Here is a 23,372-nt window from a genome sequence, read left to right as displayed (position 1 = left end):
CTATCAGCGAGCAATGTACTGACTGGTCCACCGCTATCGCAGGCAAGCCAGCTCCCACATAAGACGACTATTTATTCTTTAATGGAATATCAGATTTAATTTATATTATTTTCAAGTCTTAAAAACCCGCTCTATCATCGCGCCGTAGGCGAAGACGCGCTACGCGCTTTAAGGCAGGATACGACTACCGCGTCACCTGCTTCGCTCAACATAAAAAACACAGGGGCTCTTCATGACTATTTCTGTATTGCGTCGCACATTGCTGGTTGGCACTTTAGGCCTGGCACTCGGGGCTGGCCTGATGGGCCAGGCGGTCGCAGGTGAGCAGTTGGACAGCATCAAAAAGGCAGGCGAGATCAAGATCGGCCTGGAAGGCACCTACCCACCGTTCAGCTTCGTCGACGAAAGCGGCAAGCTCAGCGGTTTCGAAGTGGAGCTGTCCGAAGCGCTGGCCAAGGAGCTGGGCGTGAAAGTCAAGCTGCAAGCCACGCCATGGGACGGCATCCTCGCCGCCCTGGAATCCAAGCGTCTGGACGCTGTGGTCAACCAAGTGACCATCTCTGAAGAGCGCAAGAAGAAGTACGACTTCTCCAAGCCCTACACCGTCTCCGGTATTCAGGCGCTGGTACTGACCAAGAATGTCGGCACCATCAAGACCGCCGACGACCTGGCCGGCAAGAAAGTCGGCGTGGGCCTGGGCACCAACTACGAGCAATGGCTCAAGGACAATCAACCTAAAGCCATCATCAAGACCTACAACGACGACCCGACCAAGTTCCAGGACCTGCGCATCGGCCGTATCGACGCCATCCTGATCGATCGTCTGGCCGCGCTGGAATACGCCAAGAAAGCCAAGGACACCTCGGTGGCCGGTGATGCCTTCTCCCGTCAGGAAGCAGGTATCGCTCTGCGCAAAGGCGAGCCGGAACTGCTCGACGCAGTGAACAAGGCCCTCGACAAACTGCGCGCCGACGGCACCTTGAAGAAGCTGTCCGAGAAGTACTTCAACGCTGACGTCACTCAATAATGGAAGCAGGTTTCCAACTCGCGCTGGACTCCGCGCCCTTTCTGCTCAAGGGCGCGTACTACACGGTGATCCTCAGCCTCGGCGGGATGTTCTTCGGTTTGCTGCTGGGCTTCGGCCTGGCCTTGATGCGCCTGTCGCGCTTCAAGTCGGTGAGCTGGCTCGCCCGAGTCTACGTGTCGTTCTTTCGCGGCACGCCCTTGCTGGTGCAGCTGTTCCTGATCTACTACGGCTTGCCGCAAGTGGGCATCGAGCTGGATCCGATCCCGGCGGCCATGATCGGCTTTTCGCTGAACATGGCCGCCTACGCCTGTGAAATCCTGCGCGCCGCCATCGGTTCCATCGAGCGCGGCCAGTGGGAAGCCGCAGCCAGTATCGGCATGACCCGCGCGCAGACCCTGCGCCGGGCCATCCTGCCGCAGGCGATGCGCACAGCGTTGCCACCGCTGGGCAACAGCTTCATTTCGCTGGTCAAGGACACGGCGCTGGCCGCCACCATCCAGGTGCCCGAACTGTTCCGCCAGGCGCAACTGGTGTCGGCGCGGACCTTCGAAATCTTCACCATGTATCTCTCTGCTGCCCTGATCTACTGGATTTTGGCGAGCATCCTGGCGCATTTGCAAAATCGTCTGGAAGACCGGGTCAACCGGCATGACCTGGAGTCTTGAAGCATGATCGTGGTTGAAAAACTGACCAAACAATTCAAGGGTCAGGTGGTGCTCAACGGCATCGACCTTGAGGTCAAGGAGGGCGAAGTCATCGCCATCATCGGCCCCAGTGGTTCCGGCAAGACCACCTTCCTGCGCTGCCTGAATTTCCTCGAACAACCCACCAGTGGCCGCATCAAGGTCGGTGACATCGAGATCGACAGCAGCAAGCCGCTCAACCAGCAACAGGGCCTGGTACGACGCCTGCGTCAGCACGTGGGCTTCGTGTTCCAGAACTTCAACCTGTTCCCGCACCGCACCGCGCTGGAGAACGTCATCGAAGGCCCGACCGTGGTCAAGAAGATACCCCGCGAAGCCGCTGTGGCCCTGGGCCGCAAGCTGCTGGCGCGGGTGGGCCTGGCGGGCAAGAAAGACGCCTACCCCCGGCGTCTTTCGGGCGGTCAGCAACAACGCGTGGCGATTGCCCGGGCGCTGGCCATGGAGCCGGAAGTGATTCTGTTCGACGAACCCACCTCCGCCCTCGACCCCGAGCTGGTGGGCGAAGTGCTGGCGACCATTCGCAGCCTGGCCGAAGAAAACCGCACCATGGTCATCGTCACCCACGAGATGAGCTTTGCGCGGGACGTGGCCAACCGGGTGATCTTCTTCGACAAGGGCGTGATCGTCGAACAAGGCGAAGCCAAGGCCCTGTTCGCCAACCCGCGGGAAGAGCGCACCAGACAGTTCCTGAGCAAATTCCTCGCCCACTGACACGCTCGTTGTAGGAGCTGGCTTGCCTGCGATGCAGACACCTCGGTGTATCAGTCACACCGCATGGATGCCATCGCAGGCAAGCCAGCTCCCACACAAACGCGTTCCTACAATGAGGCCTCATTCCAGACGGTAAAACACACCGTCCCAACCACCTGAATATCCCCGCACCGGTCAGACCCTTCTGAATCTCCCCAAACCCGCCGTTTAGCCCTTTGCCGCCATTGACGCTCCCTGCCTAAAGCTCTTATCTAGCGCCCAGAGGATTGGATCCTATCCCGGCTACTCACTGAATCGTTCTGTTCGGTCCGCCGCGCATACCCGCGCCAAAGCCCGGAACGATGGCTGCTGGCTGCATCAAGGAGATGACTTATGACGCCCCCCCTGCTCACCGCCCCGACCCTGCCCCAGGCCATTGGCAATGGCATCAATGCACTGGCCGCCACCCACTTGCAGGTCGACATCGCGCCGTATCCCGGCATGGATGAAGGTGACCTGATCGAACTGTTCTGGAACAACTGCTTTGCCGCCGCTCGCCGGGTGACCGCTGGCAAGATCGGCACGCCCACCCATCTGCGAGTGCCCGAGAGTTTCGTACTCGATGGCCCCGCGCAGGTCCATTACCACGTCATGCAAGTCGGCCATGGCGCGGCCTGCTCAGCCGTGACCCGAGTACGGGTGAAGACCCACTGCCCTGGCGGCCAGCCTTCGCGCCTGTACCACGACGAAAACCAGAACCTCGCCCCCGTGGGCCTGCCCGAGGCCATCCGCCGCCACGGGGTCAATGCAAGCCAGGTAAGACGCGGCGTGCCTCTGACCATCGAGCCCTACCTGAATATGGCCAGCGGCGACGCCATCACCCTGCGCTGGGGTGATGCCCGCATGGACCTACCGAAAATCGGGCCCCGGGAGGTGGGGGTGGCGATACAGGTCTGGGTGCCCTCCACGCTGATTATCGAAGGTGGCGACGACTGTCGGCTTGAAGTGACCTACTGCATCCTGGACCGCGTCGGCAACAATTCACGCTGGGCACCCGCACGCACGCTGCGCATTGCCGCCGCTGTGCCGCCTCCGGCGCACGGGATCGCATCGACCTATCAAGCGCGCCCCCTCGGTTCACCCTGCGAGCCGGGATGAGCGCCCTTCTATGCATATTCCTATAAGTTAGTTTATTTAAAAATTTAACACGCTTAGGGTATATGCACCGGACCACCGGACATCTCTGATTTTTGTTTTTATTTCATTGAATGCGAGGTCGGTATGGTCAGAATTACCCCGGTGCATAACGCCAGGGCATTACGTGCAGCCAAGGAGCGGCGCTGATGTCTAACTTGGCTCTAACACCCCCCCAGAGTGATCTGGATATTGCTCCTCTGCTGTTGCCGGCCACCGTGCTGCGTAACGATGCAGAGGCGCTGGATGCCGCCCGCGAGCTGGCCCGGGCCGCGCGCCTGCAAGCCGCCAGGCGTGACCAGCAACGCCAATTGCCGTGGGCGCACATCGAGCAGTTCACCCGCAGCGGCCTGGGCAGTATTTCCATCCCCCGCGAATACGGCGGACCGCAGGTATCGTTCGTGACCCTGGCCGAGGTGTTCGCGATTATCAGCGCGGCAGACCCGGCCCTCGGGCAGATCCCGCAGAACCATTTCGGCATCCTGCATCTGTTGCAGGGCGCCGCCACCGAGCGCCAGAAAAAGCAACTGTTCCAGAGCGTCCTCGACGGCTGGCGCATTGGTAATGGCGGCCCGGAACGCGGCACCAAAAACACCCTGGAGCTCAAGGCGCGCATCACGGCCGCAGGCGATGGCTATGTGATCAGCGGCCAGAAGTTCTACTCCACCGGCGCGCTGTTCGCGCATTGGGTTGCAGTCAAAGCGCTGAACGATGACGGCAAGCAGGTCATGGCGTTCGTGCGCCGTGGCACTGAAGGGCTGCGCGTCGTCGATGACTGGTCCGGCTTTGGCCAACGCACCACGGCCAGCGGCACCGTGCTGCTGAACGAGGTACCGGTGGACGCCGAACTGGTGGTCGACAACTGGCGCCTCGGCGAAACCCCGACCATCCAGGGCGCGGTCTCGCAGCTGATCCAGGCCGCCATCGACGCGGGCATCGCCCGTGGCGCCCTCGACGACACCATCGCCTTCGTGCGCGAACGCTCGCGCCCGTGGATCGACGCCAACGTCGAGCGGGCCAGCGATGACCTGTATGTGATCGCCGACATCGGCAAGCTGAAGATCGAACTGCACGCCGCCGAAGCGCTGCTGCGCAAGGCCGGCCAAGTGCTCGACCAGGTCAACGCCGCACCGATCACCGCCCAGTCCGCCGCACGTGCATCCATCGCCGTGGCCGAGGCCAAGGTGCTGACCACCGAAGTGTCGCTGCTGGTCAGCGAAAAGCTCTTCGAACTGGCCGGCAGCCGCGCCACCCTTGCCGAATTCAACCTCGACCGTCACTGGCGCAACGCCCGGGTGCACACCCTGCACGACCCGGTGCGCTGGAAGTATCACGCCATCGGCGCCTATCGATTGAACGGCACTTTACCTGCTCGTCACTCCTGGATTTAACCGACCAGACAGCTGGAGAACATCATGACTTTCTCTCACCCCGTCGCGGTCATCACCAGCGACGAACAAGCCCTTATTGTCGCCAGCGACCTGGCCGAAGACTTTCGTCGCGACAGCGCCCAGCGCGACCGCGAGCGCCGCCTGCCGCTGCCCGAACTGGAGGTGTTTTCGCGCTCCGGGCTGTGGGGCATCAGTGTGCCGAAGGCCTATGGCGGCGCTGGCGTTTCCAATGTCACCCTGGCCAAGGTGATCGCGCTGATCGCCCAGGCAGATGCGTCGCTGGGGCAGATTCCTCAGAACCATTTCTATGCCCTGGAAGTGCTGCGCGTGAACGGCAGCCCCGCGCAGCAGAAACGCCTGTACGCCGAGGTATTGGCCGGCCAGCGCTTCGGTAACGCCCTGGCGGAACTGGGCACCAAAACGGCCCACGACCGCGTCACCTCAATCACCCGCGACGGTGACGGGTTCCGTATCCGTGGCCGCAAGTTCTATTCCACCGGCGCGATTTACGCCCAGCGCATTCCCACCTCGGTGGTGGATGAACAGGGCGTGCAGCAACTGGCCTTCGTCCCGCGTGACAGCGAAGGCTTGAGCGTGATCGACGACTGGAGCGGCTTCGGCCAGCGCACCACCGGCAGCGGTTCGGTGGTGTTCGACAACGTGTGGGTCGCCGCCCAGGACGTGATTCCGTTTCAAACGGCGTTCGAGCGCCCGACCACCGTCGGCCCTTTGGCGCAGATCCTTCACGCCGCCATCGACACGGGCATCGCCCGCGCGGCGTTCGAGGATGCGCTGCACTTCGTGCGTACCAAGACCCGCCCGTGGATCGACGCCGGCAGCGACAAGGCCACCGAAGACCCGCTGACCCTGAAGAGCTTCGGCCACCTGAGCATTCGCCTGCATGCCGCCGAGGCACTGCTGGAGCGCTCCGGCGAGGTCCTCGACCGCGCCCAGGCCGACAGCAATGCCGACACGGTAGCGGCAGCCTCCATCGCGGTCGCTGAAGTCCGCGCCTTGAGCACCGAAATTTCCCTGGCCGCCGGCAGCACCCTGTTCGAACTGGCCGGCAGCCAGGCAACCCTGGCCGAGCACGGCCTGGACCGCCACTGGCGCAACGCCCGCGTGCACACCCTGCACGACCCGGTGCGCTGGAAATATCACGCGGTGGGCAATTACTACCTCAACGATGCAAACCCGCCACTGCGGGGGACGATCTGATGAGCAAAAAGAAGATCCTGCTCAATGCCTTCAACATGAACTGCATCGGGCATATCAACCACGGCCTGTGGACGCATCCGCGGGATACCTCGACCCAGTACAAAACCCTCGAGTACTGGACCGAGCTCGCCAAGACCCTGGAGCGCGGGCTGTTCGACGGGCTGTTTATCGCCGATATCGTTGGCGTGTACGACGTCTACCAGAACTCCATCGACGTGCCGCTCCAAGAGTCGATCCAATTGCCGGTGAATGACCCGTTGCTGCTGGTCTCGGCCATGGCGGCGGTGACTGAACACCTCGGTTTCGGCCTCACCGCCAACCTCACTTACGAGCCGCCCTATCTATTCGCCCGGCGCATGTCCACGCTGGATCACCTCAGCCGTGGCCGGGTGGGCTGGAACATCGTCACCGGCTACCTCGACAGCGCCGCCAAGGCCATGGGCCTCACCGAGCAGGTCGAGCATGACCGCCGTTACGACCAGGCCGACGAGTACCTGGAGGTGCTCTACAAACTCTGGGAAGGCAGCTGGGAAGACGGCGCCGTGCTCAACGATCCGCAGGCGCGGGTGTATGCCCGGCCGGGCAAGGTGCACAAGGTCGAGCACCATGGCGAGTTCTATCAGGTCGAGGGTTATCACTTGTGCGAACCCTCGCCGCAACGCACGCCGGTGCTGTTCCAGGCCGGCAGTTCGGATCGCGGCTTGCTGTTCGCCGGGCGCCACGCCGAGTGCGTATTCATCAGCGGGCAGAACAAGGCTGCGACCAAGGTGCAGGTGGACAAGGTGCGCGCCAGCGCCGTGGCCGCCGGGCGCAACCCGGATGACATCAAGGTGTTCATGGGCCTCAACGTGATCGTCGGCGTCACCGAGGAACTGGCCTGGGCCAAACACGCCGAATACCTGAGCTACGCCAGCCCGGAAGCCGGCGTGGCGCACTTTTCGGCGTCCACCGCCATCGATTTTGCCCAGTACGAACTGGACGAACCGATCCAGTACGTGAAGAGCAACGCGATCCAGTCGGCCACCAGGAACCTGCAGAACAACGACTGGACCCGGCGCAAATTGCTGGAGCAGCACGCGTTGGGGGGGCGCTATATCACCCTGGTCGGCTCGCCCGAACAGGTGGCAGATGAGTTGGAGTCCTGGATCAGCGAGACCGGGCTGGATGGCTTCAACCTGACGCGCATCGTCACGCCGGAAAGCTACGTGGACTTCATCGACCTGGTGGTGCCGGAGTTGCAGCGCCGTGGTTCGTACAAAACCGCGTATGAGAGCGGGACGCTGCGTGAAAAAGTCTTTCAAGGCAGCGCCCGCCTTCCCGAACAACACACCGGTTCCCACTACCGGCACTGATCAAAACTGTGGGAGCAGGCAAGCCAGCTCCCACAGTTGACCGCATTGTTCTTACCAACACCTTATGACTGGAAAAACATGATGAAAACGACCTTACTCACCCACCCAGTCAAAGCACTGGCCCTGGCCTTCGGCCTGTTCAGCTCGGCCGTATTCGCCGCCGATGCGCCGTTGAAGATCGGCACCACCGCCGCCTTCGCCATTCCGTTGGAAGCCGCCGTGACCGAGGCCGGCAAACAAGGCCTGAAAGTCGAGCTGGTGGAATTCACCGACTGGATCGCGCCCAACGTCAGCCTGGCCGCCGGCGATATCGACGTGAACTACTTCCAGCACATCCCCTTCCTGGAAAACGCCAAGGCCGCCGCCGGTTTTGACCTGGTGCCGTTCGCGCCGGGCATCATCAACAACGTCGGCCTGTATTCGAAGAAATACAAAAGCATCAACGACCTGCCCGAGGGCGCCAGCGTGGCGATTGCCAACGACCCGATCAACAGCGGGCGCGGCCTGCAATTGCTGGCCAAGGCCGGGCTGATCACCCTCAAGCCGGGCGTAGGTTACAAGGCCACCGAAGACGACATCGTCAGCAACCCGAAGAAGATCAAGATCCTGCAAGTCGAGGCCGTGCAACTGGTGCGCGCCTATGACGATGCCGACCTGGTGCAGGGCTACCCGGCGTACATCCGTTTGTCGAAGACCTTCGATGCCGAGTCGGCGCTGCTGTTCGACGGCCTGGATCACCCGGAATACGTGATCCAGTTCGTGATCCAGCCCAAAAGCAAAACCGACCCGCGCGTGATCAAGTTCGTCGATATCTACCAGCATTCGCCGGTGGTACGCGCTGCCTTGGACAAGTCCCTCGGCAAGCTCTACCAAGTCGGCTGGGAAGCCAAAAAATGACCGCCGCCAACGCCCGACTGCGCGACCTGGGCGTACTGCCAAGGGACGCCGAACAGACCGAACTGCACCCGGACCTGAACCGTGCCCATGTGCGCTTTATCAACCTGGGCAAAACCTACGACGGCAACGTGCATGCGCTGCAAGGTATCGACCTGACGATCCAGCGCGGCGAGGTGTTCGGCATCATCGGCCGCAGCGGCGCCGGCAAGTCGTCACTGATCCGCACCATCAACCGGCTGGAGCAACCCAGCAGTGGCCGGGTGCTGATCGATCAAGTGGACATCGGCGACTTCGACGAAGACCGCTTGGTGGAACTGCGTCGGCGCATCGGCATGATCTTTCAACACTTCAACCTGATGTCGGCCAAAACGGTATGGCAGAACGTCGAGCTACCGCTGAAAGTCGCCGGCGTGCCCAAACCGCAGCGCGAGCAAAAAGTGCGTGAGTTGCTGGAGCTGGTGGGCCTCAAAGACAAATACAAGTCTTATCCGGCGCAGCTCTCCGGAGGGCAGAAACAGCGTGTGGGCATCGCCCGCGCGCTGGTGCACGACCCCGAGATTCTGCTGTGCGACGAGGCCACCTCGGCGCTCGACCCGGAGACCACCCAGTCGATCCTCAGCCTGCTGCGCGAAATCAACCAGCGCCTGGGCCTGACCATCGTGCTGATCACCCATGAAATGGCGGTGATTCGTGAAATCTGCGATCGCGTAGTGGTGCTGGAACACGGGCGCATCGTCGAGCAGGGCCCGGTATGGCAAGTATTCGGCAACCCACGGCACGCGGTCAGCAAAACCCTGTTGGCTCCGCTGCAACACGGGCTGCCGCCGGAGTTGCAAAACCGTTTGCAGGTCAACGCGCCGTCTTCCGACGCAGCGGTGGTACTGCGCTTGCAGTTCACCGGCAGCGACACCGACGAGCCCGACCTGGCCGCACTGTTCAGCGCCCTCGGCGGACGCGTGCGTTTGCTGCAAGGCGGCGTGGAACGCATCCAGGGGCATGCGCTGGGGCAACTGCTGCTGGCGGTCAGTGGCTCGCCCCACGGCACCGAAGAATTGCGCAACCGCGCCGCGAACTGGGCGCAACAGGTGGAGGTGCTGGGTTATGTGGGCTGATCGTTTACTGCAAGGCGCCATCGACACCTTGTTGATGGTCGGCGTGTCGTCGCTGATCGCGCTGCTGGTGGGAATCCCACTGGCGGTGTTCCTGGTGACCAGCGACAAGGGCGGCATTTACCAGGCACCCGCGCTGAACCGCGTGCTGGGGACCTTCGTGAACCTGTTCCGCTCGATTCCGTTCCTGATCCTGATGGTGGCGCTGATCCCGTTCACACGGCTGATCGTCGGCACCACCTATGGCGTGTGGGCCGCCGTGGTCCCGCTGACCATCGCCGCCACGCCGTTTTTTGCGCGGATTGCCGAAGTCAGCCTGCGCGAGGTCGACCATGGCCTGATCGAAGCCGCTCAGGCCATGGGTTGCCGGCGCTGGCACATCATCTGGCACGTGCTGTTGCCGGAAGCGCTGCCAGGGATTGTCGGCGGGTTCACCATCACGCTGGTCACGATGATCAACTCGTCGGCCATGGCGGGAGCGATTGGCGCGGGTGGCTTGGGTGACATTGCCTATCGCTATGGCTATCAGCGCTTCGATACGCAGATCATGCTCACGGTGATCGTGCTGCTGGTGGTGCTGGTGGCGGTGATCCAGTTGGGCGGTGACCGGTTGGCACGGGTGCTCGACAAGCGCTGATCGTGGGAACGATCAGTTGGGTTATAGTCGCGGCATCTCAGCGCCCGGTATCAGTTGCCATGCCCCTCAAACCCGACGACCTCGACCAGATCACCTCCACCACCCTCGGCCACTACAACAAGGTGGCCGAGGACTTTCGCGAAGGCACCCGCGACCACGATGTGAGCCAGAACATCGACGCGCTGCTGCGGCATATACAGGGCAGCGCGCCGTTTACCGTGCTGGATTTCGGCTGCGGACCAGGGCGGGATTTGCAGACCTTCACGCGCATGGGGCACATCGCCGTGGGGCTCGATGGCTCGGAGCGGTTTGCGCAGATGGCGCGGGAAGACAGTGGCTGCGAGGTGTTGCAACAAGACTTCCTGAAGCTGGACCTGCCCGCCGAGCGCTTCGACGGGATCTTCGCCAATGCCGTGTTGTTTCATATTCCCAAGCAGGAATTGCCCCGCGTGCTCAAGCAGTTGCACGGGGCATTGAAGCCTGGGGGCGTGCTGTTCAGTTCCAATCCACGGGGTGAGAACCAGGAAGGCTGGAATGGACCGCGCTACGGCTCGTATCACGACTTGACGGCGTGGCAGGCGTTGCTCGCCGATGCCGGATTTGAAGAGCTGGAGCACTACTACCGCCCCGCTGGGCTGCCTCGTGACCAGCAGCCTTGGCTGGCCAGCGTCTGGCGCAAGTCTTAGGCTTTCGGCGCCTGGTCTGGCCTTATCGCAGGCAAGCCAGCTCCCACAGGAGATTGCATTTCACATGTGGGAGCTGGCTTGTCGGGTCGCCGCATCGCTGCGATAGCTATTTCACCTGATACACCACAGGCTCCTCACCCACCACCAACGCCGTCACGCTGCCCTTGGCAAAATTGGCCACCAATCGCGTGCCATCGGCAAAGGTGGTTTCCTGCACCAGCCGATCCGCTGTCAGCCACCGAAATCCGGTCATTTCCTGCGTGGCCAAGCGTTGATGCAGTGGGCGGAAAAACGTGTCCTGGCGTTGAATCGCCGGCAGCCGCTGCTTAACCGTCGCAGCACTCAGGTGATACAGCGGCGGCACGTTGTAGAGCAGTTGGGTCAGCTCGTTTTCAGCACGCACGTTGCTCAGCTTCAGGCTGTCGAACAGCCAGTGATGGGTGGTGATGACCGAGCCGTGGAACACCGCCTGGTACAGCGGCAGGCGCATCGTTGGCTCGAAATACACGGTGCGAAACGGCTCTTTCAACGCAACTTGCTTGAAGAACACCGTGGGCTGCTCCGGCGGGTACCAATTGCCGACGTAGTAGGGTGATTGCTTGTCCTTCGTCATGTCGTGATCGCCCCACCCTATGACCGGCGTCTGCATGCCGTGGGCGAACAGGATGCCTTGGGCGGTGATGGCGTTGCCGTCTTCGGAACCGGCGGGCAGCTTGAGCACCGTATTGAGCCAGCGCGACGCGTCGATATTGCCTTCAGCGTTTTGCGCCTGGGTCATCGGCGCATCGGCGCGGTAACTGTCGAACACCATGCTCGTCGCATAGGCGTCGAGAAACCAGGCGTTGAAACCGGCCTTGGCTTGCACGGCCCTCACTCGGGCTTCCAGCAAGGACCTGACGCAGCGGGGATCGGTGTAGTGGCCCGATTGTTGAAAGCCGGTTTTCAACGTGCCGTCTTTCAACACAATCGCGCAGTCGCGATAGGCCTTGTCACCCAGGTGGGCAGTGGTCCAATCCGGGTTTTCCGTGGCGGACAGCGCCGTTTCATAGGAATCGTAGGGCGCCATCAGGAACCCGGCATCCACTCCGGCGCGAATCGCTTCGGGATGCCAAAGACCGCCTTCCCAGCCTTCGCCCAAGGTGAGTAACAAGCGTGGAAGCCCGGCGTCACGCAGCGACCGGATCACCTGACTGCCCCAGGCCTGCGGGGTATCGCTCAAGGCCCCGGCAAAGTCCACGGCCAGCTCACCACGCAGCTCGTCATAGCGCGCAGCGAGGCGAGTCATATCGGGCGCGTCCACCTGCCAACGCTGTCGAGCCTTCTTGTTGATCGCTGCGTTCAGGCCCCGGAGCAATACCGTCCGGTCATAGCGGCTCAAAGGCGAATCCTGTGCCAGAACCTTGGCAGACTCCTTGTCCAGCAAGCCCTCGAGCGCATGCCCGCGCAAGCGCTTGAGCAACAACGGCCAGTCGCGCACATCCTCCAATGCCAACAGGTCATTGCCCCACAGGTAGACATGGCTGGCACCCAGCAACTTCTGCGCCTCGGGGGTCTGGCGCAGCTTGTCCGCCAGGGTTTCGTAACGCCCCTGCTCAACCAGCCATTGGCGATAGCGCTTGGCGCTGGCCAGGGGGTCGGCATCGCCCAGGTGCAACCGCAAGGTCATCGGTGCGGCTGGGTCAAGGGAGGTAAATTCATGGGTCAACGACAGGGCCTGGTCCTCCTGCCAGCGCAGGCGGTTGTTATAGGGGTTGGTCAGCAACCAATTGAGCGTGAACACACCGTGGTCCAGGCCCCACAACGGCAAGCTGAGATCCTGCGTGGTATTGAGCTCGCCCTGCTCCCGCAGGAAGGCCTTCCATACCGGGTTATCGGACGGCACGTAATGCCCTTCGGCCAACGGCCATATCAGGCCATGCCCCATGGCGCTGGCGGGTTGCTGGAGAATCGTCAGCGCGCCGGGCTCACGAGCGTGGATAGTCAGCAGTAGTTCACGCTGCTCAAGGCTGGCGCTGATACGGAAGGCGCCCTCATCCCACTGCCAATTGGCCTGTTGATCCGTGTGTGAGAGCTGGCTGACGGCGTGCCCCTGCACCCCGCTTGAAGCTTGCACCGACGCCTGGCCGTTGGGCGTGGCGCGGATGGCCAGGGTGGCGGGGTCGAGCTCGACACGCCACTGAGGGTTTTCCAGGACCGTGGCGGCAGAGACCAGGGGTGAAAGGAGGAGTGTGCAGACTAGGAGAAAATGATGTTGCCCGTTCATGGTGCTCATCCTGTGCCGAAGGGGGGATCGAGGTTAAAACACCCGGGGACTGGCAGGAGGAACCAAAGGTATTTCGAGATACTTCCTACCGCATAACTATCCAAATGTGGGAGCTGGCTTGCCTGCGATAGCGGCGGGTCAGCAACTCATTCGCTGACGGGTACACCGCTATCGCAGGCAAGCCAGCTCCTACAGGTTTAACCGCGTTTTTCCTGTTGATCCTGCTTCGGTTCGCGGATCTTGTACCAGGCCACATACAGCGCCGGCAGGAACAGCAGGGTCAGTAGCGTGGCGATGATGATCCCGCCAATCATCGCGTACGCCATCGGCCCCCAGAACACTTCGCGGGCGATGGGGATCATGCCCAGGCTCGCTGCGGCGGCGGTGAGCAGGATCGGTCGGCGCCGGTGTTCGGTGGCTTCCACCACCGCGTCCCACGGCGTGTAGCCGGCCACTTCATATTCGTGAATCTGCGTCACCAGGATCACCGAGTTGCGGATGATGATGCCGATCAGCGCCAAAATCCCCAGAATCGCCACGAAGCCCATGGGCGTGCCCGTGGGGATCAGCGCCAGCACCACGCCGATCAGCCCCAGCGGAGCGACGCTGGCCACTAGGAACATCTTCTGCACGCTGTGCAGCTGGATCATCAGGAAGGTCGCCATCAGAAACAGCATCAACGGCACCACACTGGCAATCGGGCCCTGAGCCTTGCCGCTTTCTTCCACGGTGCCGCCGGTGGCGACCTTGTAGCCCACCGGCAAGTTGGCGCTGAATTTATCGATCTCGGGCTTGAGCTGTTTCACCAGGTCCGTCGGTTGCATCTCGTCACGCACCGAGGCCTTGATGGTGATGGTCGGTTTGCGGTCGCGACGCCAGACCAGCGGCTGCTCCAGTTCATAGCGTACGGTGGCGAAGGCCAGCAGCGGGATCGACGTGCCGTTGGGTGTGACGATCTGCAAATTCTGCAGGGTTTCCGGCGTGCCGCGCTCGGCGTCTTCGGCGCGCCCGACCACGTTGATCAGGTAGATGTCATCGTGCACCTGGGTCACCGAAGCGCCACTGACCACACTGTTCATCAATTGCGCCACGTCTTCCGACGACAGCCCCAGTTGCCGCGCCTTGTCCTGGGCGATGTCCACGCGCAGCACTTTGCCGGGCTCGTTCCAGTCGTAGATGATTTCGCCCAGGTGGGTATTGTTATCCAGCAGGGTAGCCAGCTCGATGGCGTGCTTGCGCACCTGGTCGGTGTCTTTGCCCGATACGCGATATTGGATCGGCCTGCCCACCGGCGGGCCCATTTCCAGTGGCTGCACAAAGCTGCCGATACCCACGAAGTCATCACGCAGGCGTTTTTGCAGGCGCGCGATCAGTTCGCCGCGCTCTTCCAGGCCCTTGCTCACGATGACCAACTGAGCGTAGTAGGGGTTTTCCAGTTGCTGGTCGAGGGGCAGGTAGAACCGGATCGCGCCCTGACCGATATAGGTGCTCCAGCGCACGATGTCCGGATCGTCCTTGATGATCGCTTCCAGGCGATCGACCGCCTTGCGGGTTTCGTTGATCGAGGCGTTCTGCGGCAGGTTCAGGTCCACGAGGATCTCGGGCCGGTCCGAGGAGGGAAAGAACTGGTTCTGCACGAACTGCATGGAAAACACCGACGCCACGAACAGCCCCACGGTGATACCAATCGCCCACCAGCGGTTGCGCATGGCCCACAGCATGCTGCGATTGAATCCGCGGCCAATGCGCCCGGGCTCCGCGTTGTGAGCCTTCACGTTGGCGCTGAGGATGTGCACGCCGATCACCGGCGCAAACAGCACCGCCACGACCCACGACACCAACATGGCCACGGCAATCACCGCGAACAGGGTGAAGGTGTATTCGCCCGCCGAACTGGCGTTGAGACCGATGGGCACGAAGCCGGCCACGGTCACCAGCGTACCGGTGAGCATCGGGAAGGCTGTGGAGGTGTAGGCGTAGGTGGCGGCCTGCTCCTTGGTTTCGCCTTTTTCCAGGCGCGTGATCATCATCTCCACGGTGATCATCGCGTCGTCCACCAACAGGCCGAGGGCGATGATCAGCGCGCCCAACGACACCCGCTGCATGGTGATGCCGCTGTACTCCATGAACACGAACACCAGCGCCAACACCAATGGAATCGAGCAGGCCACCACCAGGCCTGCGCGCATGCCCAGGCTGATGAAGCTCACCACCAGCACGATGATCACCGCTTCGAACAGCGCGCTGGTGAAGCCGCCGACGGCTTCTTCCACCACTTCCGCCTGGTCGGATACCTTGTGCACGCCCACCCCCACCGGCAGGTCGGCGGTCAGTTCGTCCATGCGCTCGTGCAGGGCCTTGCCGAACGACTGGATATTGCCGCCTTTCTGCATGGCGATGGCCAGGCCGATTGCGGGCTTGCCGTTGAAGCGGAACAGCGGCCGCGCCGGGTCGACGTAGCCACGGCTGATCTCGGCGATGTCCGCCAGGCGATAGAAACGGTCGTTGAGCCGCAGGTTGACGTTGGCCAGGTCCTTCTCCGAGGCGAACTGCCCGGAGGTGCGCACCGAAATCCGCTCGGGCCCGGCCTCGATCACTCCGGCGGGGGTCACGGCGTTCTGCGATTGCAGGCTTTGCACCACCTGGCGCTGATCGATACCCAGGGCAGCGAGTTTGCGCGTGGAGAAGTTCAGGTAAATCACTTCGTCCTGCTGGCCGATCATCTCGACCTTGCCCAACCCCGGTACCGAGCGGATTTCAGCGCGCACCTGCTCCACATAGTCGCGCAACTGGCGCATCGACAGGCCGTCGCCGGTAAAGGCGTACACCGAACCGAACACGTCTCCGAATTCATCGTTGAACGACGGCCCCTGCAACCCCTGGGGGAAGGTGCCGCGAATGTCGTCGATCTTCTTGCGCACCTGGTACCAGATTTCGGGAATCGCCTTGGCGCTGGTGGTGTCCTTGAGGAACACGAACACCGTCGATTCGCCGGGCCGGGTGTAGCTTTTCACATAGTCGAGGGCATCCAGCTCTTCGAGTTTTTTCTCGATGCGGTCGGTGACCTGCTTCAGCGTTTCTTCCTGGGTCGCGCCGGGCCAGCGGGTCTGGATCACCATGGTCTTGATGGTGAACGAGGGGTCCTCCTCGCGGCCCAGGTTCATGTAGGAGAACACGCCCATCAGCAGTGCGACGAACATCAGGTACCAGACGAAGGACTGATGCTTGAGGGCCCAGTCGGATAAGTTGAAGCTCCCTTTCATCGCGGGCTGTCCTCGTCGATTTTGACTTTTTGCCCGGGTTTCAGGCTGTTCACCCCGGCGGTCACCACACGCTCGCCAGGTTTGACGCCACCGTTGAGCAACGCCGTGTCGGCATCCCGGCTGATCACGGTGATGTCACGCGGTTGCACGGTCTGGCTCTGGGTATCGAGCAGCCAGATGCGGGTTTTGCCGTCAACGTCCTGCAAGGCGCTCAGGGGCAGTTCGATGCGCGGCGCAATCGCAGTGCTCAGGCTCACGCTGATGGCCGTGCCCAGGCGAAACGCCGACGGCGTCTCGGTGAGGGTCAACCGTGCACGACGGGTACGCGTGGCGCTTTGGGCCTGGGGTTCGATCTCGCGCACGATGGCGGTGGTGTTGACGCTCGGGTCCAATTGCCCGGCGACGAGAAACACCACGTCATGGGGCAGGCGCTCGGCCAGGCCGGCGGGCAGGTCGATCACCGCTTCCTTGATGTCCGGGCGCGCCAGCGTCACCACTTGCTGGCCGGCGCTGACCACCTGGCCGGCCTCGGCGTTCCAGGCGGTGACAATGCCGCCGTGGTCGGTGCGCAGTTCGGCGTAGTTGAGCTGGTCCTTGGCCTGGTTGACCGAGGCCTGGGCCTGGTCGAGGGACGCCTGGGTGGTTTTCAGGTCGGTCTGGGCGATATCCAGCTGGGCCTGGGCGCCCACGCCACGGTTGAACAGCTCTTGCTGGCGGCGGGCATTGGCTTGGGCGTTGATGAATTGCGCCTGTACGCGAGCCAGGTCGCCCTGGGCCGCGCGCAACTGGTTCTGCTGATCGGTGGGGTCGAGCACGGCCAGCAAGGCGCCCTGCTGCACTTCAGCACCCACGTCCACCGCGCGGCGAGCGATACGGCCAGGCACGCGAAAACCCAGGTTGCTCTCGTAGCGGGCCTGGATGGTACCGGCGAAACGGCCGAGGTTTTCCTGGTCTTCGGCTTTGACTTCCATGGACAGCACCGGGCGTACGGGCTCGGGCGGCGCTTCTTCCTTGGAGCAGGCCGCCAGCAGCAGGCCGGCGGCGAGCAGCAGCGTCAGGCGCTTCATGGCTGGGCTCCTGGCTGGGCAATTTCGACGAGCATGCCGGGGTGCAGCAATTGCCCGCCGGCCACCACGACTTTTTCACCGCCCTTGAGGCCTTCACCGATGATGACTTTGCCGGTGAGGTAACGGGCCACGGTGACCTTGTGCAACTGCGCCTTGCCGTCGGCATCGACCAGCCACACGGCGGGCTCGTCGAGGTCCTTGGTCAGCGCCGCCCATGGCAGCTCGATGCTGGGCTTGCCCGGGCCATTGGCAGTGGCGCTGACCACCGAGCCCAGTTCCATGCCCTTGGGCAGCGCGTCCAGGGCGATCTTGACTTGCACGGTGCTGGTATTGGCCGCGACGGCGGGGGTGACTTCCCGCACTTTGCCCTGGGCCTTGATGTTCGGGTTATCCAACAGGCTGACGGTGATCGCGGCCTGCGGCGGCGGCTCCACCAGCAGTGATTCATAGACGTTGAACACCGCATCCCGCTCGCCATCCCGGGCCAGGCTGAAGATCGGCAGGGTGGCCTGCACCACCTGGCCGACTTCGGCCTGGCGCGCGGTGATCACGCCAGGCGCTTCGGCAACCAGCGCGGTGTAGCCCAGTTGTTCGCGAGCGTTGGCCAGTTGCGCCTGGGCGGCGGTCAAGGCGCTCTGGCTGCTGCGCAGCGCGGCCTGGGCCGAATCGTATTCGCTGCGGCTGGTGTAACCCTTGGGCAGGAGTTTTTCCTGACGCACGAAAGCCGCCGCCGTCTGCTTGACCCGTGCCTGCTCGGCCACGACCTGGGCCTGGGCGGAGTCGACATTGGTCTGCAGGTCCTTGGGATCGAGCTTGGCCAGCACTTGCCGGGCGCTGACGCGATCACCGACGTCGACCATGCGCTGGATGATCTTGCCGCCGACGCGGAACGACAGGTCGGTCTGGACGCGGGCCTGGATATCGCCGGTCAGCGTCACCGCCGCGGCAAAGTCCGTCGGCTGCACGGTCTGCACGAACACCCGAGAGTGGGCCTTGGGTTCGGCCTTCTCCTGACCGCATCCGCCGACCAGCGCCAACAGGCCAAATCCGAAAATGAAAGTGGAAATACGACCGCCCATGCAGGCTCCTTGTGCGTGATTCCTTATACCCGGTGTGTATGCGACTTTGAGCTTAGTTCAGGGTTCCACAGGTGCATGCTTTCCATCTATAACGCTGCACTGCGGTTATGATCCTTGTGCAGGCCGTCAGGGCCTCGCGCGGGACAAGCCCGCTCACTACAGGTGCGTGACTGATGTTGAAAACCCTCGCGGTGGCCAATTACCGTTCGATCAACAAATTGGTGGTACCTCTGGGCCGGTTGAACCTGATCACCGGCCCCAACGGCAGCGGCAAATCCAACCTGTACCGCGCGCTGCGCCTGCTGGCGGAAACCGCCCAGGGCGGCGTGATCAATGCGCTGGCGCGCGAAGGCGGGCTGGATTCGACCTTCTGGGCCGGGCCGGAGCACATCAGTCGACGCATGCGCAACGGCGAGGTGCCGATCGAGTCCACTGTGCGCCAAGGCGTAAAGCGCCTGCGCCTGGGGTTTGCCGGGGACGATTTCAGCTATGCCATCTCCCTGGGGCTGCCCGAACCGAGTCGGTCGTTTTTCGCCCTGGACCCGGAAGTGAAAAAAGAATGCATCTGGGCCGGCCACACTTACCGCCCGGCCAGCCTGCTGGTGCAGCGCTCCGGGCCGATGGTGCGCGCCCGCGACGGTCGCAACTGGGATGTACTGGCCCAGCACACGCCCAACTATCACAGCCTGTTCGATCAGGTCGGCAGCCTGCGCGGCTCGCCAGAGGTGCTGATGCTGCGCGAAAGCATTCGCGGCTGGCGCTTTTACGATCACTTTCGCAGCGATGTAGACGCACCCGTGCGCCATCCGCAGCTGGGCACACGCACGCCGGTGTTGCATCACGATGGGCGCGACCTGGCGGCGGCGTTGCAGACCATTCGTGAAATCGGCGATCCCGAGGCGTTGCAACGGGCGGTGAGCGATGCCTTCCCCGGTGCGCGCCTGAACATTCAGCCGTTGCAGGGCGGGCGCTTCGCAATCGAGTTCTTTCAGGAAGGTTTGCTGAGGCCCTTGTCGGCAGCGGAGCTGTCGGACGGCACCTTGCGTTACCTGCTGCTGATCGCAGCGCTGCTGACGCCACGGCCACCGACCATGATGGTGCTGAACGAACCTGAGACCAGCCTGCATCCGGACCTGTTGCCGGCATTGGCGCGCTTGATCATCCAGGCCTCCATGCAGTGCCAGGTGTGGGTGGTGTCCCACGCCAACCGCTTGATTGCGGCGTTGCAGCAGGATGAGGAGTGCAATTCGATCGTGCTGGAGAAGGTGCTGGGGGAAACCCAGGTGGTGGGGCAAGGGATACTGGATGCGCCGGCGTGGCATTGGCCGGAATAGTCATCGCCTGTAAAGGCCTCTTCGCGGGCAAGTCGAATCGTCGCAGCTCCCACATTCGTCCAGGGTCCATCTTTGGAATGCATTCAAATGTGGGAGCTGCGGTGCGACGATTCGACTTGCCTGCGAAAGCGGTAGATCAGCCACTCAATAACTAACTGATCAACCCTGCCACTTGCCGCCTTCAACGATCACGCTCTCAGGCTTGGTGTCATCGCTCAGCTCTTTGCGCACGTATTGGTCATACAGCTTGAGCAGGAACTTCTCTTCACCCAGCTTGGCCAGTTCGGCGTTCACCCAGTCGCGCAGTTCGGTGTTGCCCTTCTTCACCGCCGGCGCAATCGGCGCTTCGTCGCCGAGTTTTTCATCCAGCACACGGTAGCCCGGGTTCTGCTTGGCCCAGCTGAACAGCACCAGGTTGTCCTGGGCGTAGGCATCGCCACGGCCTGCCGACAGCGCTTGCAGCGACTCGGAGTTTTTCTCGAACTTGAGCAGCTTCCAGTCCGGGTGGTTCTTGGTCAGCCAGATGTCAGCCGTGGTGCCGGTGGTAACGATGGTGGTGCGGGTGGCCAGGTCATCCAGGCTTTTGACTGCGCTGTCCTTGGGCACCAATGCCTGTACCGCGACTTTCAGGTTGGGGTTGGTAAAGTCCACCGCTTCCTTGCGCTCCGGCGTCACGGTCATGTTGGCGAGGATCAGGTCGACCTTGTCGCTTTGCAGGAACGGAATGCGGCTGGCCGGCTCGACCGCGACGAACTCGACTTTGTTTTCATCGCCCAGCAGGTCCTTGGCGAATTGGCGGCCGATGTCGGTATCGAAGCCCACGTAGCGACCCGCTTCGTTCACGAAGCCGAACGGCGGCTTGTCGGTGAACACGCCGACGATCAGCTTGTCGCGCGCCTTGATCTTGTCGAGATAGCTCGCAGCGGCAGCGGCAGGCTTGGCAGGCTCTTCGGCCTTTTTATCGCAGCCGGCCAGCAAGGCGACGGCAAACAGTGGCAGCAGTAATTTTTTCATATCGGTTCCAGTTCCTTGGGTGTCTTGGGCAGTGTTGAAACAAAGGAGAACTTCTCCAGGAACTGCTGCGCGCGTGCGGTTTGCGGGTTCGTAAAGAATGCCTCGGGGGTGTTTTGCTCGAGGATGTGACCGGCCTCCATGAACACCACGCGGTCGGCGACGGCGCGGGCAAAGGCCATTTCGTGAGTGACGATCAGCAGGGTCATGCCATCGCGGGCCAGGCCCTGGATCACTTCCAGCACCTCCTTGACCATTTCCGGATCAAGGGCGGCGGTGACTTCGTCGAAGAGCATGACCTGGGGGTTCATGCACAGCGAGCGCACGATGGCGATGCGTTGCTGCTGGCCGCCAGAGAGCTGGCGCGGGAAGGCATCGCGCTTGTCGGCCAGGCCCACCCGCGCCAGCAGTTTTTCGGCCTGGGCACGGGCCTCGCCAGGGTCGCGTTTTTGCACTTTCAGCGGGCCGAGCAGGATGTTGTCGAGCACGCTCATGTGCGGAAACAGGTGGTAGCTCTGGAACACCATGCCGATGTCCTGGCGCACCTGGCGCCAGTCGGTTTTTTTATCCAGCAGCTCATTGCCGGCAAACCGCAGGCTGCCGCTGTGGGCCACTTCCAAACCGTTGAGGCAACGCAGCAAGGTGCTTTTGCCGCAACCGCTGGGGCCGAGGATCACCAGCACTTCGCCGCTGTGCACCCGCAGGTCGATGCCCTTGAGCACCTGATGTTCGCCAAAAAACTTGTTGAAACCCTGGAACTCGATCAATGCGCTCATGCTTGGGCCCAGCGCCGTTCCAGCACCTTGGAGGCGGCCGACAACGGGTAGCAGATAAAGAAGAAAAACAGGAACAGCACGCCGTAGATCAACACCGACTCATAGGTGCGCTCGATGATTTGCTGGCCGACCTTGATCACGTCCACCACGCCGATCAGCACCGCCAGCGAGCTGGTCTTGATGATGCGCGTGTAGACGTTGATGGTCGGCGGCGTCATGCGCTTGAGAGCCTGGGGTAGCAGCACGTAACCGTAGAGCTGCGGATCGGACAGCCCAATCGACAACCCCGCCTCGCGCTGGCCACGGGGCAGCGAGTGCAAGGCGCCGCGCACCACTTCGCCCACTTCACTGGCCCCCCACAACGACAACACCAGCACGGCGCACCAGAAGCTCGGGATGCTCAAACCGAAGAAAATCGGCAGGCCGAAGAACAGCAGGTACAGCCACACCAGCACCGGGATCGCGCGGAACAGCTCCAGGTACACCCGCAACACGGCATTGATCAACCGGTTGTTCAACGTACGCAGTACGCCATACAACACGCCGCCGACCGTGCTGAAAGCGATGCTCAGGAAGGAAATCGACAGGGTTTGCACAGCGCCCTTGCCCAATTGCGGCAACGACACCCACAACAACTCAAGACCCGAACTGGCCATGCTGGAGCCTCCTTTCCAGGCGGCTGAGCAGCAGCGACAACGGCAGGAACAGCAGCACGCAAATCAGCGTCAGTACGGCGAGCATTTCGTAGGTCTTGTAGTAGAGCGCGATGTAGCTCTTGGTGGTGTAGAGAATTTCCGGCACCGCCACGGCGGAGACCACGGTGGTCTCCTTGAGCAGGAAGATGAAGTTGGCGAACAACGCCGGCAGGCTGAGGATGCCGGCCTGGGGCAGGATCACGTGGCGCAGCAATTGCCAATCCGACAGGCCGATGGACTTGCCCGACTCGATCTGCGCCAGCGGCACCGCCTCCACACCGGCGCGCAGCACTTCGGTGAGGTAGGCGCCTCCGAGGAACGTCATGGTGATGATCGCCGCCCAGAACCCGGAGATATTGAAACCCAGGGCCGGCAGCGCGAAGTACACGAAGAACAGTTGGATCAGCAGCGGTGTGTTGCGCGCCAACTCCACATACAGCGCCACCAGGCGCGACAGGTACGGTGTGCGAAACACCAGTAATGCAGCATTGAGCAAGGCCACCAACAGTGAGGTGGCGATGGCGATCAGGCCCACTTGCAGCGTCACCCCCACGGCGCTGAGAAACGCCGGCAAGGTGCTGAGGATAAAAGCGAAATCGAAGGTCATTGACAGTCCATGACGCCGCAGGGGTAATGCAGCGAGCGCAATCCGGGCCGACGTGGATAACGTCGGGTAGCGCGAACTTTAAAGGTATAAAAAATAAAATTTAAATACCGAAATAGCATATTGATATCACCCAAAAAGATAACCGCCGGATTCGCGGGTCGGGTCGGTGACGGCTATGGTTGAGGGGTCTGGAATTCGAGGGATTGAACGATGAACGAAGGAAAAGCGATGGACCCGCAGGAGCTGGTGAAGTGGTTGATGGCGTTGCGCAGGGCCATCAACACACGCGTTATGTGAGCCTACGCAGCTCAAATGTGGGAGCGGGCTTGCTCGCGAATGCGGTGGATCAGCGATGAATGTGTCGACTGACGC

Annotated in this window: 20 protein-coding genes; 12 read left to right on the top strand and 8 right to left on the bottom strand. The window is 62.2% G+C overall.

Going from position 1 to position 23,372, the window contains the following annotated elements; all coding sequences use genetic code 11:
• Positions 1-232 precede the first annotated feature (232 nt).
• The 11 genes from tcyJ to ACW9IB_RS26310 all read left to right on the top strand — a co-directional run bounded on the left by tcyJ (position 233) and on the right by ACW9IB_RS26310 (position 10,905).
• Positions 233-1,027: a cystine ABC transporter substrate-binding protein gene (gene tcyJ / locus ACW9IB_RS26360; protein ID WP_457416078.1), complete on the top strand. Its 795-nt coding sequence runs from the start codon at positions 233-235 to the stop codon at positions 1,025-1,027.
• A complete protein-coding gene (tcyL, locus tag ACW9IB_RS26355) occupies positions 1,027-1,692 on the top strand; it encodes a cystine ABC transporter permease (RefSeq protein ID WP_457366500.1) in 666 nt (221 codons plus the stop codon). Before tcyJ ends, tcyL begins: the two co-directional genes overlap by 1 nt.
• A 3-nt stretch (positions 1,693-1,695) precedes the next feature.
• Positions 1,696-2,442, top strand: a complete 747-nt coding sequence (gene tcyN, locus ACW9IB_RS26350; protein WP_457416076.1) for an L-cystine ABC transporter ATP-binding protein TcyN — start codon at positions 1,696-1,698, stop codon at positions 2,440-2,442.
• A gap of 372 nt (positions 2,443-2,814) precedes the next feature.
• Positions 2,815-3,579 (top strand): hypothetical protein, encoded by a 765-nt coding sequence (locus ACW9IB_RS26345; RefSeq protein ID WP_457416074.1) that lies wholly within the window; start codon positions 2,815-2,817, stop codon positions 3,577-3,579.
• 185 nt (positions 3,580-3,764) lie between these two features.
• Positions 3,765-5,006, top strand: coding sequence for an SfnB family sulfur acquisition oxidoreductase (locus ACW9IB_RS26340; RefSeq protein WP_457416072.1), 1,242 nt, complete (start codon positions 3,765-3,767; stop codon positions 5,004-5,006).
• Positions 5,007-5,030: 24 nt separating this feature from the next.
• Positions 5,031-6,224, top strand: a complete 1,194-nt coding sequence (locus tag ACW9IB_RS26335) for an SfnB family sulfur acquisition oxidoreductase (RefSeq protein WP_457416070.1) — start codon at positions 5,031-5,033, stop codon at positions 6,222-6,224.
• Positions 6,224-7,576, top strand: a complete 1,353-nt coding sequence (locus ACW9IB_RS26330) for an LLM class flavin-dependent oxidoreductase (RefSeq protein WP_457416068.1) — start codon at positions 6,224-6,226, stop codon at positions 7,574-7,576. The genes ACW9IB_RS26335 and ACW9IB_RS26330 overlap by 1 nt, the downstream gene beginning before the upstream one ends.
• An 81-nt stretch (positions 7,577-7,657) precedes the next feature.
• Positions 7,658-8,473 carry a MetQ/NlpA family ABC transporter substrate-binding protein gene (locus tag ACW9IB_RS26325; protein WP_457416066.1) on the top strand — a complete coding sequence of 272 codons (816 nt, stop codon included), beginning with the start codon at positions 7,658-7,660 and terminating at the stop codon, positions 8,471-8,473.
• Positions 8,470-9,585, top strand: coding sequence for a methionine ABC transporter ATP-binding protein (locus ACW9IB_RS26320; RefSeq protein WP_457416064.1), 1,116 nt, complete (start codon positions 8,470-8,472; stop codon positions 9,583-9,585). Before ACW9IB_RS26325 ends, ACW9IB_RS26320 begins: the two co-directional genes overlap by 4 nt.
• On the top strand, positions 9,575-10,219 hold the full coding sequence (locus ACW9IB_RS26315; protein WP_457416062.1) for a methionine ABC transporter permease: 645 nt from the start codon (positions 9,575-9,577) through the stop codon (positions 10,217-10,219). Before ACW9IB_RS26320 ends, ACW9IB_RS26315 begins: the two co-directional genes overlap by 11 nt.
• Before the next feature lie 59 nt (positions 10,220-10,278).
• Complete coding sequence (locus tag ACW9IB_RS26310; protein WP_457416061.1) at positions 10,279-10,905, top strand: class I SAM-dependent methyltransferase; 627 nt, start codon at positions 10,279-10,281, stop codon at positions 10,903-10,905.
• A gap of 106 nt (positions 10,906-11,011) precedes the next feature.
• Here ACW9IB_RS26310 and ACW9IB_RS26305 read toward each other — a convergent pair whose 3' ends face one another.
• From ACW9IB_RS26305 to ACW9IB_RS26290, 4 genes are all read right to left on the bottom strand, one after another.
• Entirely contained in the window at positions 11,012-13,168 is a 2,157-nt protein-coding gene (locus ACW9IB_RS26305) for a glycoside hydrolase (protein ID WP_457416059.1), read from the bottom strand.
• Positions 13,169-13,365: 197 nt separating this feature from the next.
• Positions 13,366-16,431 carry an efflux RND transporter permease subunit gene (locus tag ACW9IB_RS26300; RefSeq protein ID WP_457366510.1) on the bottom strand — a complete coding sequence of 1,022 codons (3,066 nt, stop codon included), beginning with the start codon at positions 16,429-16,431 and terminating at the stop codon, positions 13,366-13,368.
• Positions 16,428-17,498, bottom strand: a complete 1,071-nt coding sequence (locus tag ACW9IB_RS26295; RefSeq protein ID WP_457416057.1) for an efflux RND transporter periplasmic adaptor subunit — start codon at positions 17,496-17,498, stop codon at positions 16,428-16,430. The genes ACW9IB_RS26300 and ACW9IB_RS26295 overlap by 4 nt, the downstream gene beginning before the upstream one ends.
• Positions 17,495-18,577 (bottom strand): efflux RND transporter periplasmic adaptor subunit, encoded by a 1,083-nt coding sequence (locus ACW9IB_RS26290; RefSeq protein WP_457416055.1) that lies wholly within the window; start codon positions 18,575-18,577, stop codon positions 17,495-17,497. Before ACW9IB_RS26290 ends, ACW9IB_RS26295 begins: the two co-directional genes overlap by 4 nt.
• Positions 18,578-18,750: 173 nt before the next feature.
• Here ACW9IB_RS26290 and ACW9IB_RS26285 point away from each other — a divergent pair, with 173 nt between their 5' ends.
• Positions 18,751-19,911 carry an AAA family ATPase gene (locus ACW9IB_RS26285; RefSeq protein ID WP_457416053.1) on the top strand — a complete coding sequence of 387 codons (1,161 nt, stop codon included), beginning with the start codon at positions 18,751-18,753 and terminating at the stop codon, positions 19,909-19,911.
• Positions 19,912-20,070: 159 nt separating this feature from the next.
• Here the strand turns inward: ACW9IB_RS26285 and ACW9IB_RS26280 are convergent, their stop codons facing one another.
• The 4 genes from ACW9IB_RS26280 to ACW9IB_RS26265 are packed head-to-tail and all read right to left on the bottom strand — an operon-like array spanning position 20,071 to position 23,000.
• On the bottom strand, positions 20,071-20,925 hold the full coding sequence (locus ACW9IB_RS26280; RefSeq protein ID WP_457366514.1) for a transporter substrate-binding domain-containing protein: 855 nt from the start codon (positions 20,923-20,925) through the stop codon (positions 20,071-20,073).
• Entirely contained in the window at positions 20,922-21,698 is a 777-nt protein-coding gene (locus tag ACW9IB_RS26275; protein WP_457366515.1) for an amino acid ABC transporter ATP-binding protein, read from the bottom strand. Before ACW9IB_RS26275 ends, ACW9IB_RS26280 begins: the two co-directional genes overlap by 4 nt.
• Positions 21,695-22,354 carry an amino acid ABC transporter permease gene (locus ACW9IB_RS26270; protein WP_457416051.1) on the bottom strand — a complete coding sequence of 220 codons (660 nt, stop codon included), beginning with the start codon at positions 22,352-22,354 and terminating at the stop codon, positions 21,695-21,697. The genes ACW9IB_RS26275 and ACW9IB_RS26270 overlap by 4 nt, the downstream gene beginning before the upstream one ends.
• Positions 22,335-23,000, bottom strand: coding sequence for an amino acid ABC transporter permease (locus tag ACW9IB_RS26265; protein WP_457366517.1), 666 nt, complete (start codon positions 22,998-23,000; stop codon positions 22,335-22,337). The genes ACW9IB_RS26270 and ACW9IB_RS26265 overlap by 20 nt, the downstream gene beginning before the upstream one ends.
• Positions 23,001-23,372: the final 372 nt, after the last annotated feature.

The sequence above is a fragment of the Pseudomonas sp. SDO524_S393 genome, from assembly GCF_054071875.1.
Note: the sequence above shows the minus strand (reverse complement) of the source record. Positions and strands in the feature narration are given on the sequence as shown.

Bases quoted from the DNA above. Each gene is read 5' to 3' on its own strand.
- tcyJ (WP_457416078.1), top strand. From the start codon at position 233: ATGACTATTTCTGTATTGCGTCGCACATTGCTGGTTGGCACTTTAGGC.
- tcyL (WP_457366500.1), top strand. From the start codon at position 1,027: ATGGAAGCAGGTTTCCAACTCGCGCTGGACTCCGCGCCCTTTCTGCTC.
- tcyN (WP_457416076.1), top strand. From the start codon at position 1,696: ATGATCGTGGTTGAAAAACTGACCAAACAATTCAAGGGTCAGGTGGTG.
- ACW9IB_RS26345 (WP_457416074.1), top strand. From the start codon at position 2,815: ATGACGCCCCCCCTGCTCACCGCCCCGACCCTGCCCCAGGCCATTGGC.
- ACW9IB_RS26340 (WP_457416072.1), top strand. From the start codon at position 3,765: ATGTCTAACTTGGCTCTAACACCCCCCCAGAGTGATCTGGATATTGCT.
- ACW9IB_RS26335 (WP_457416070.1), top strand. From the start codon at position 5,031: ATGACTTTCTCTCACCCCGTCGCGGTCATCACCAGCGACGAACAAGCC.
- ACW9IB_RS26330 (WP_457416068.1), top strand. From the start codon at position 6,224: ATGAGCAAAAAGAAGATCCTGCTCAATGCCTTCAACATGAACTGCATC.
- ACW9IB_RS26325 (WP_457416066.1), top strand. From the start codon at position 7,658: ATGAAAACGACCTTACTCACCCACCCAGTCAAAGCACTGGCCCTGGCC.
- ACW9IB_RS26320 (WP_457416064.1), top strand. From the start codon at position 8,470: ATGACCGCCGCCAACGCCCGACTGCGCGACCTGGGCGTACTGCCAAGG.
- ACW9IB_RS26315 (WP_457416062.1), top strand. From the start codon at position 9,575: ATGTGGGCTGATCGTTTACTGCAAGGCGCCATCGACACCTTGTTGATG.
- ACW9IB_RS26310 (WP_457416061.1), top strand. From the start codon at position 10,279: ATGCCCCTCAAACCCGACGACCTCGACCAGATCACCTCCACCACCCTC.
- ACW9IB_RS26305 (WP_457416059.1), bottom strand. From the start codon at position 13,168: ATGAACGGGCAACATCATTTTCTCCTAGTCTGCACACTCCTCCTTTCA.
- ACW9IB_RS26300 (WP_457366510.1), bottom strand. From the start codon at position 16,431: ATGAAAGGGAGCTTCAACTTATCCGACTGGGCCCTCAAGCATCAGTCC.
- ACW9IB_RS26295 (WP_457416057.1), bottom strand. From the start codon at position 17,498: ATGAAGCGCCTGACGCTGCTGCTCGCCGCCGGCCTGCTGCTGGCGGCC.
- ACW9IB_RS26290 (WP_457416055.1), bottom strand. From the start codon at position 18,577: ATGGGCGGTCGTATTTCCACTTTCATTTTCGGATTTGGCCTGTTGGCG.
- ACW9IB_RS26285 (WP_457416053.1), top strand. From the start codon at position 18,751: ATGTTGAAAACCCTCGCGGTGGCCAATTACCGTTCGATCAACAAATTG.
- ACW9IB_RS26280 (WP_457366514.1), bottom strand. From the start codon at position 20,925: ATGAAAAAATTACTGCTGCCACTGTTTGCCGTCGCCTTGCTGGCCGGC.
- ACW9IB_RS26275 (WP_457366515.1), bottom strand. From the start codon at position 21,698: ATGAGCGCATTGATCGAGTTCCAGGGTTTCAACAAGTTTTTTGGCGAA.
- ACW9IB_RS26270 (WP_457416051.1), bottom strand. From the start codon at position 22,354: ATGGCCAGTTCGGGTCTTGAGTTGTTGTGGGTGTCGTTGCCGCAATTG.
- ACW9IB_RS26265 (WP_457366517.1), bottom strand. From the start codon at position 23,000: ATGACCTTCGATTTCGCTTTTATCCTCAGCACCTTGCCGGCGTTTCTC.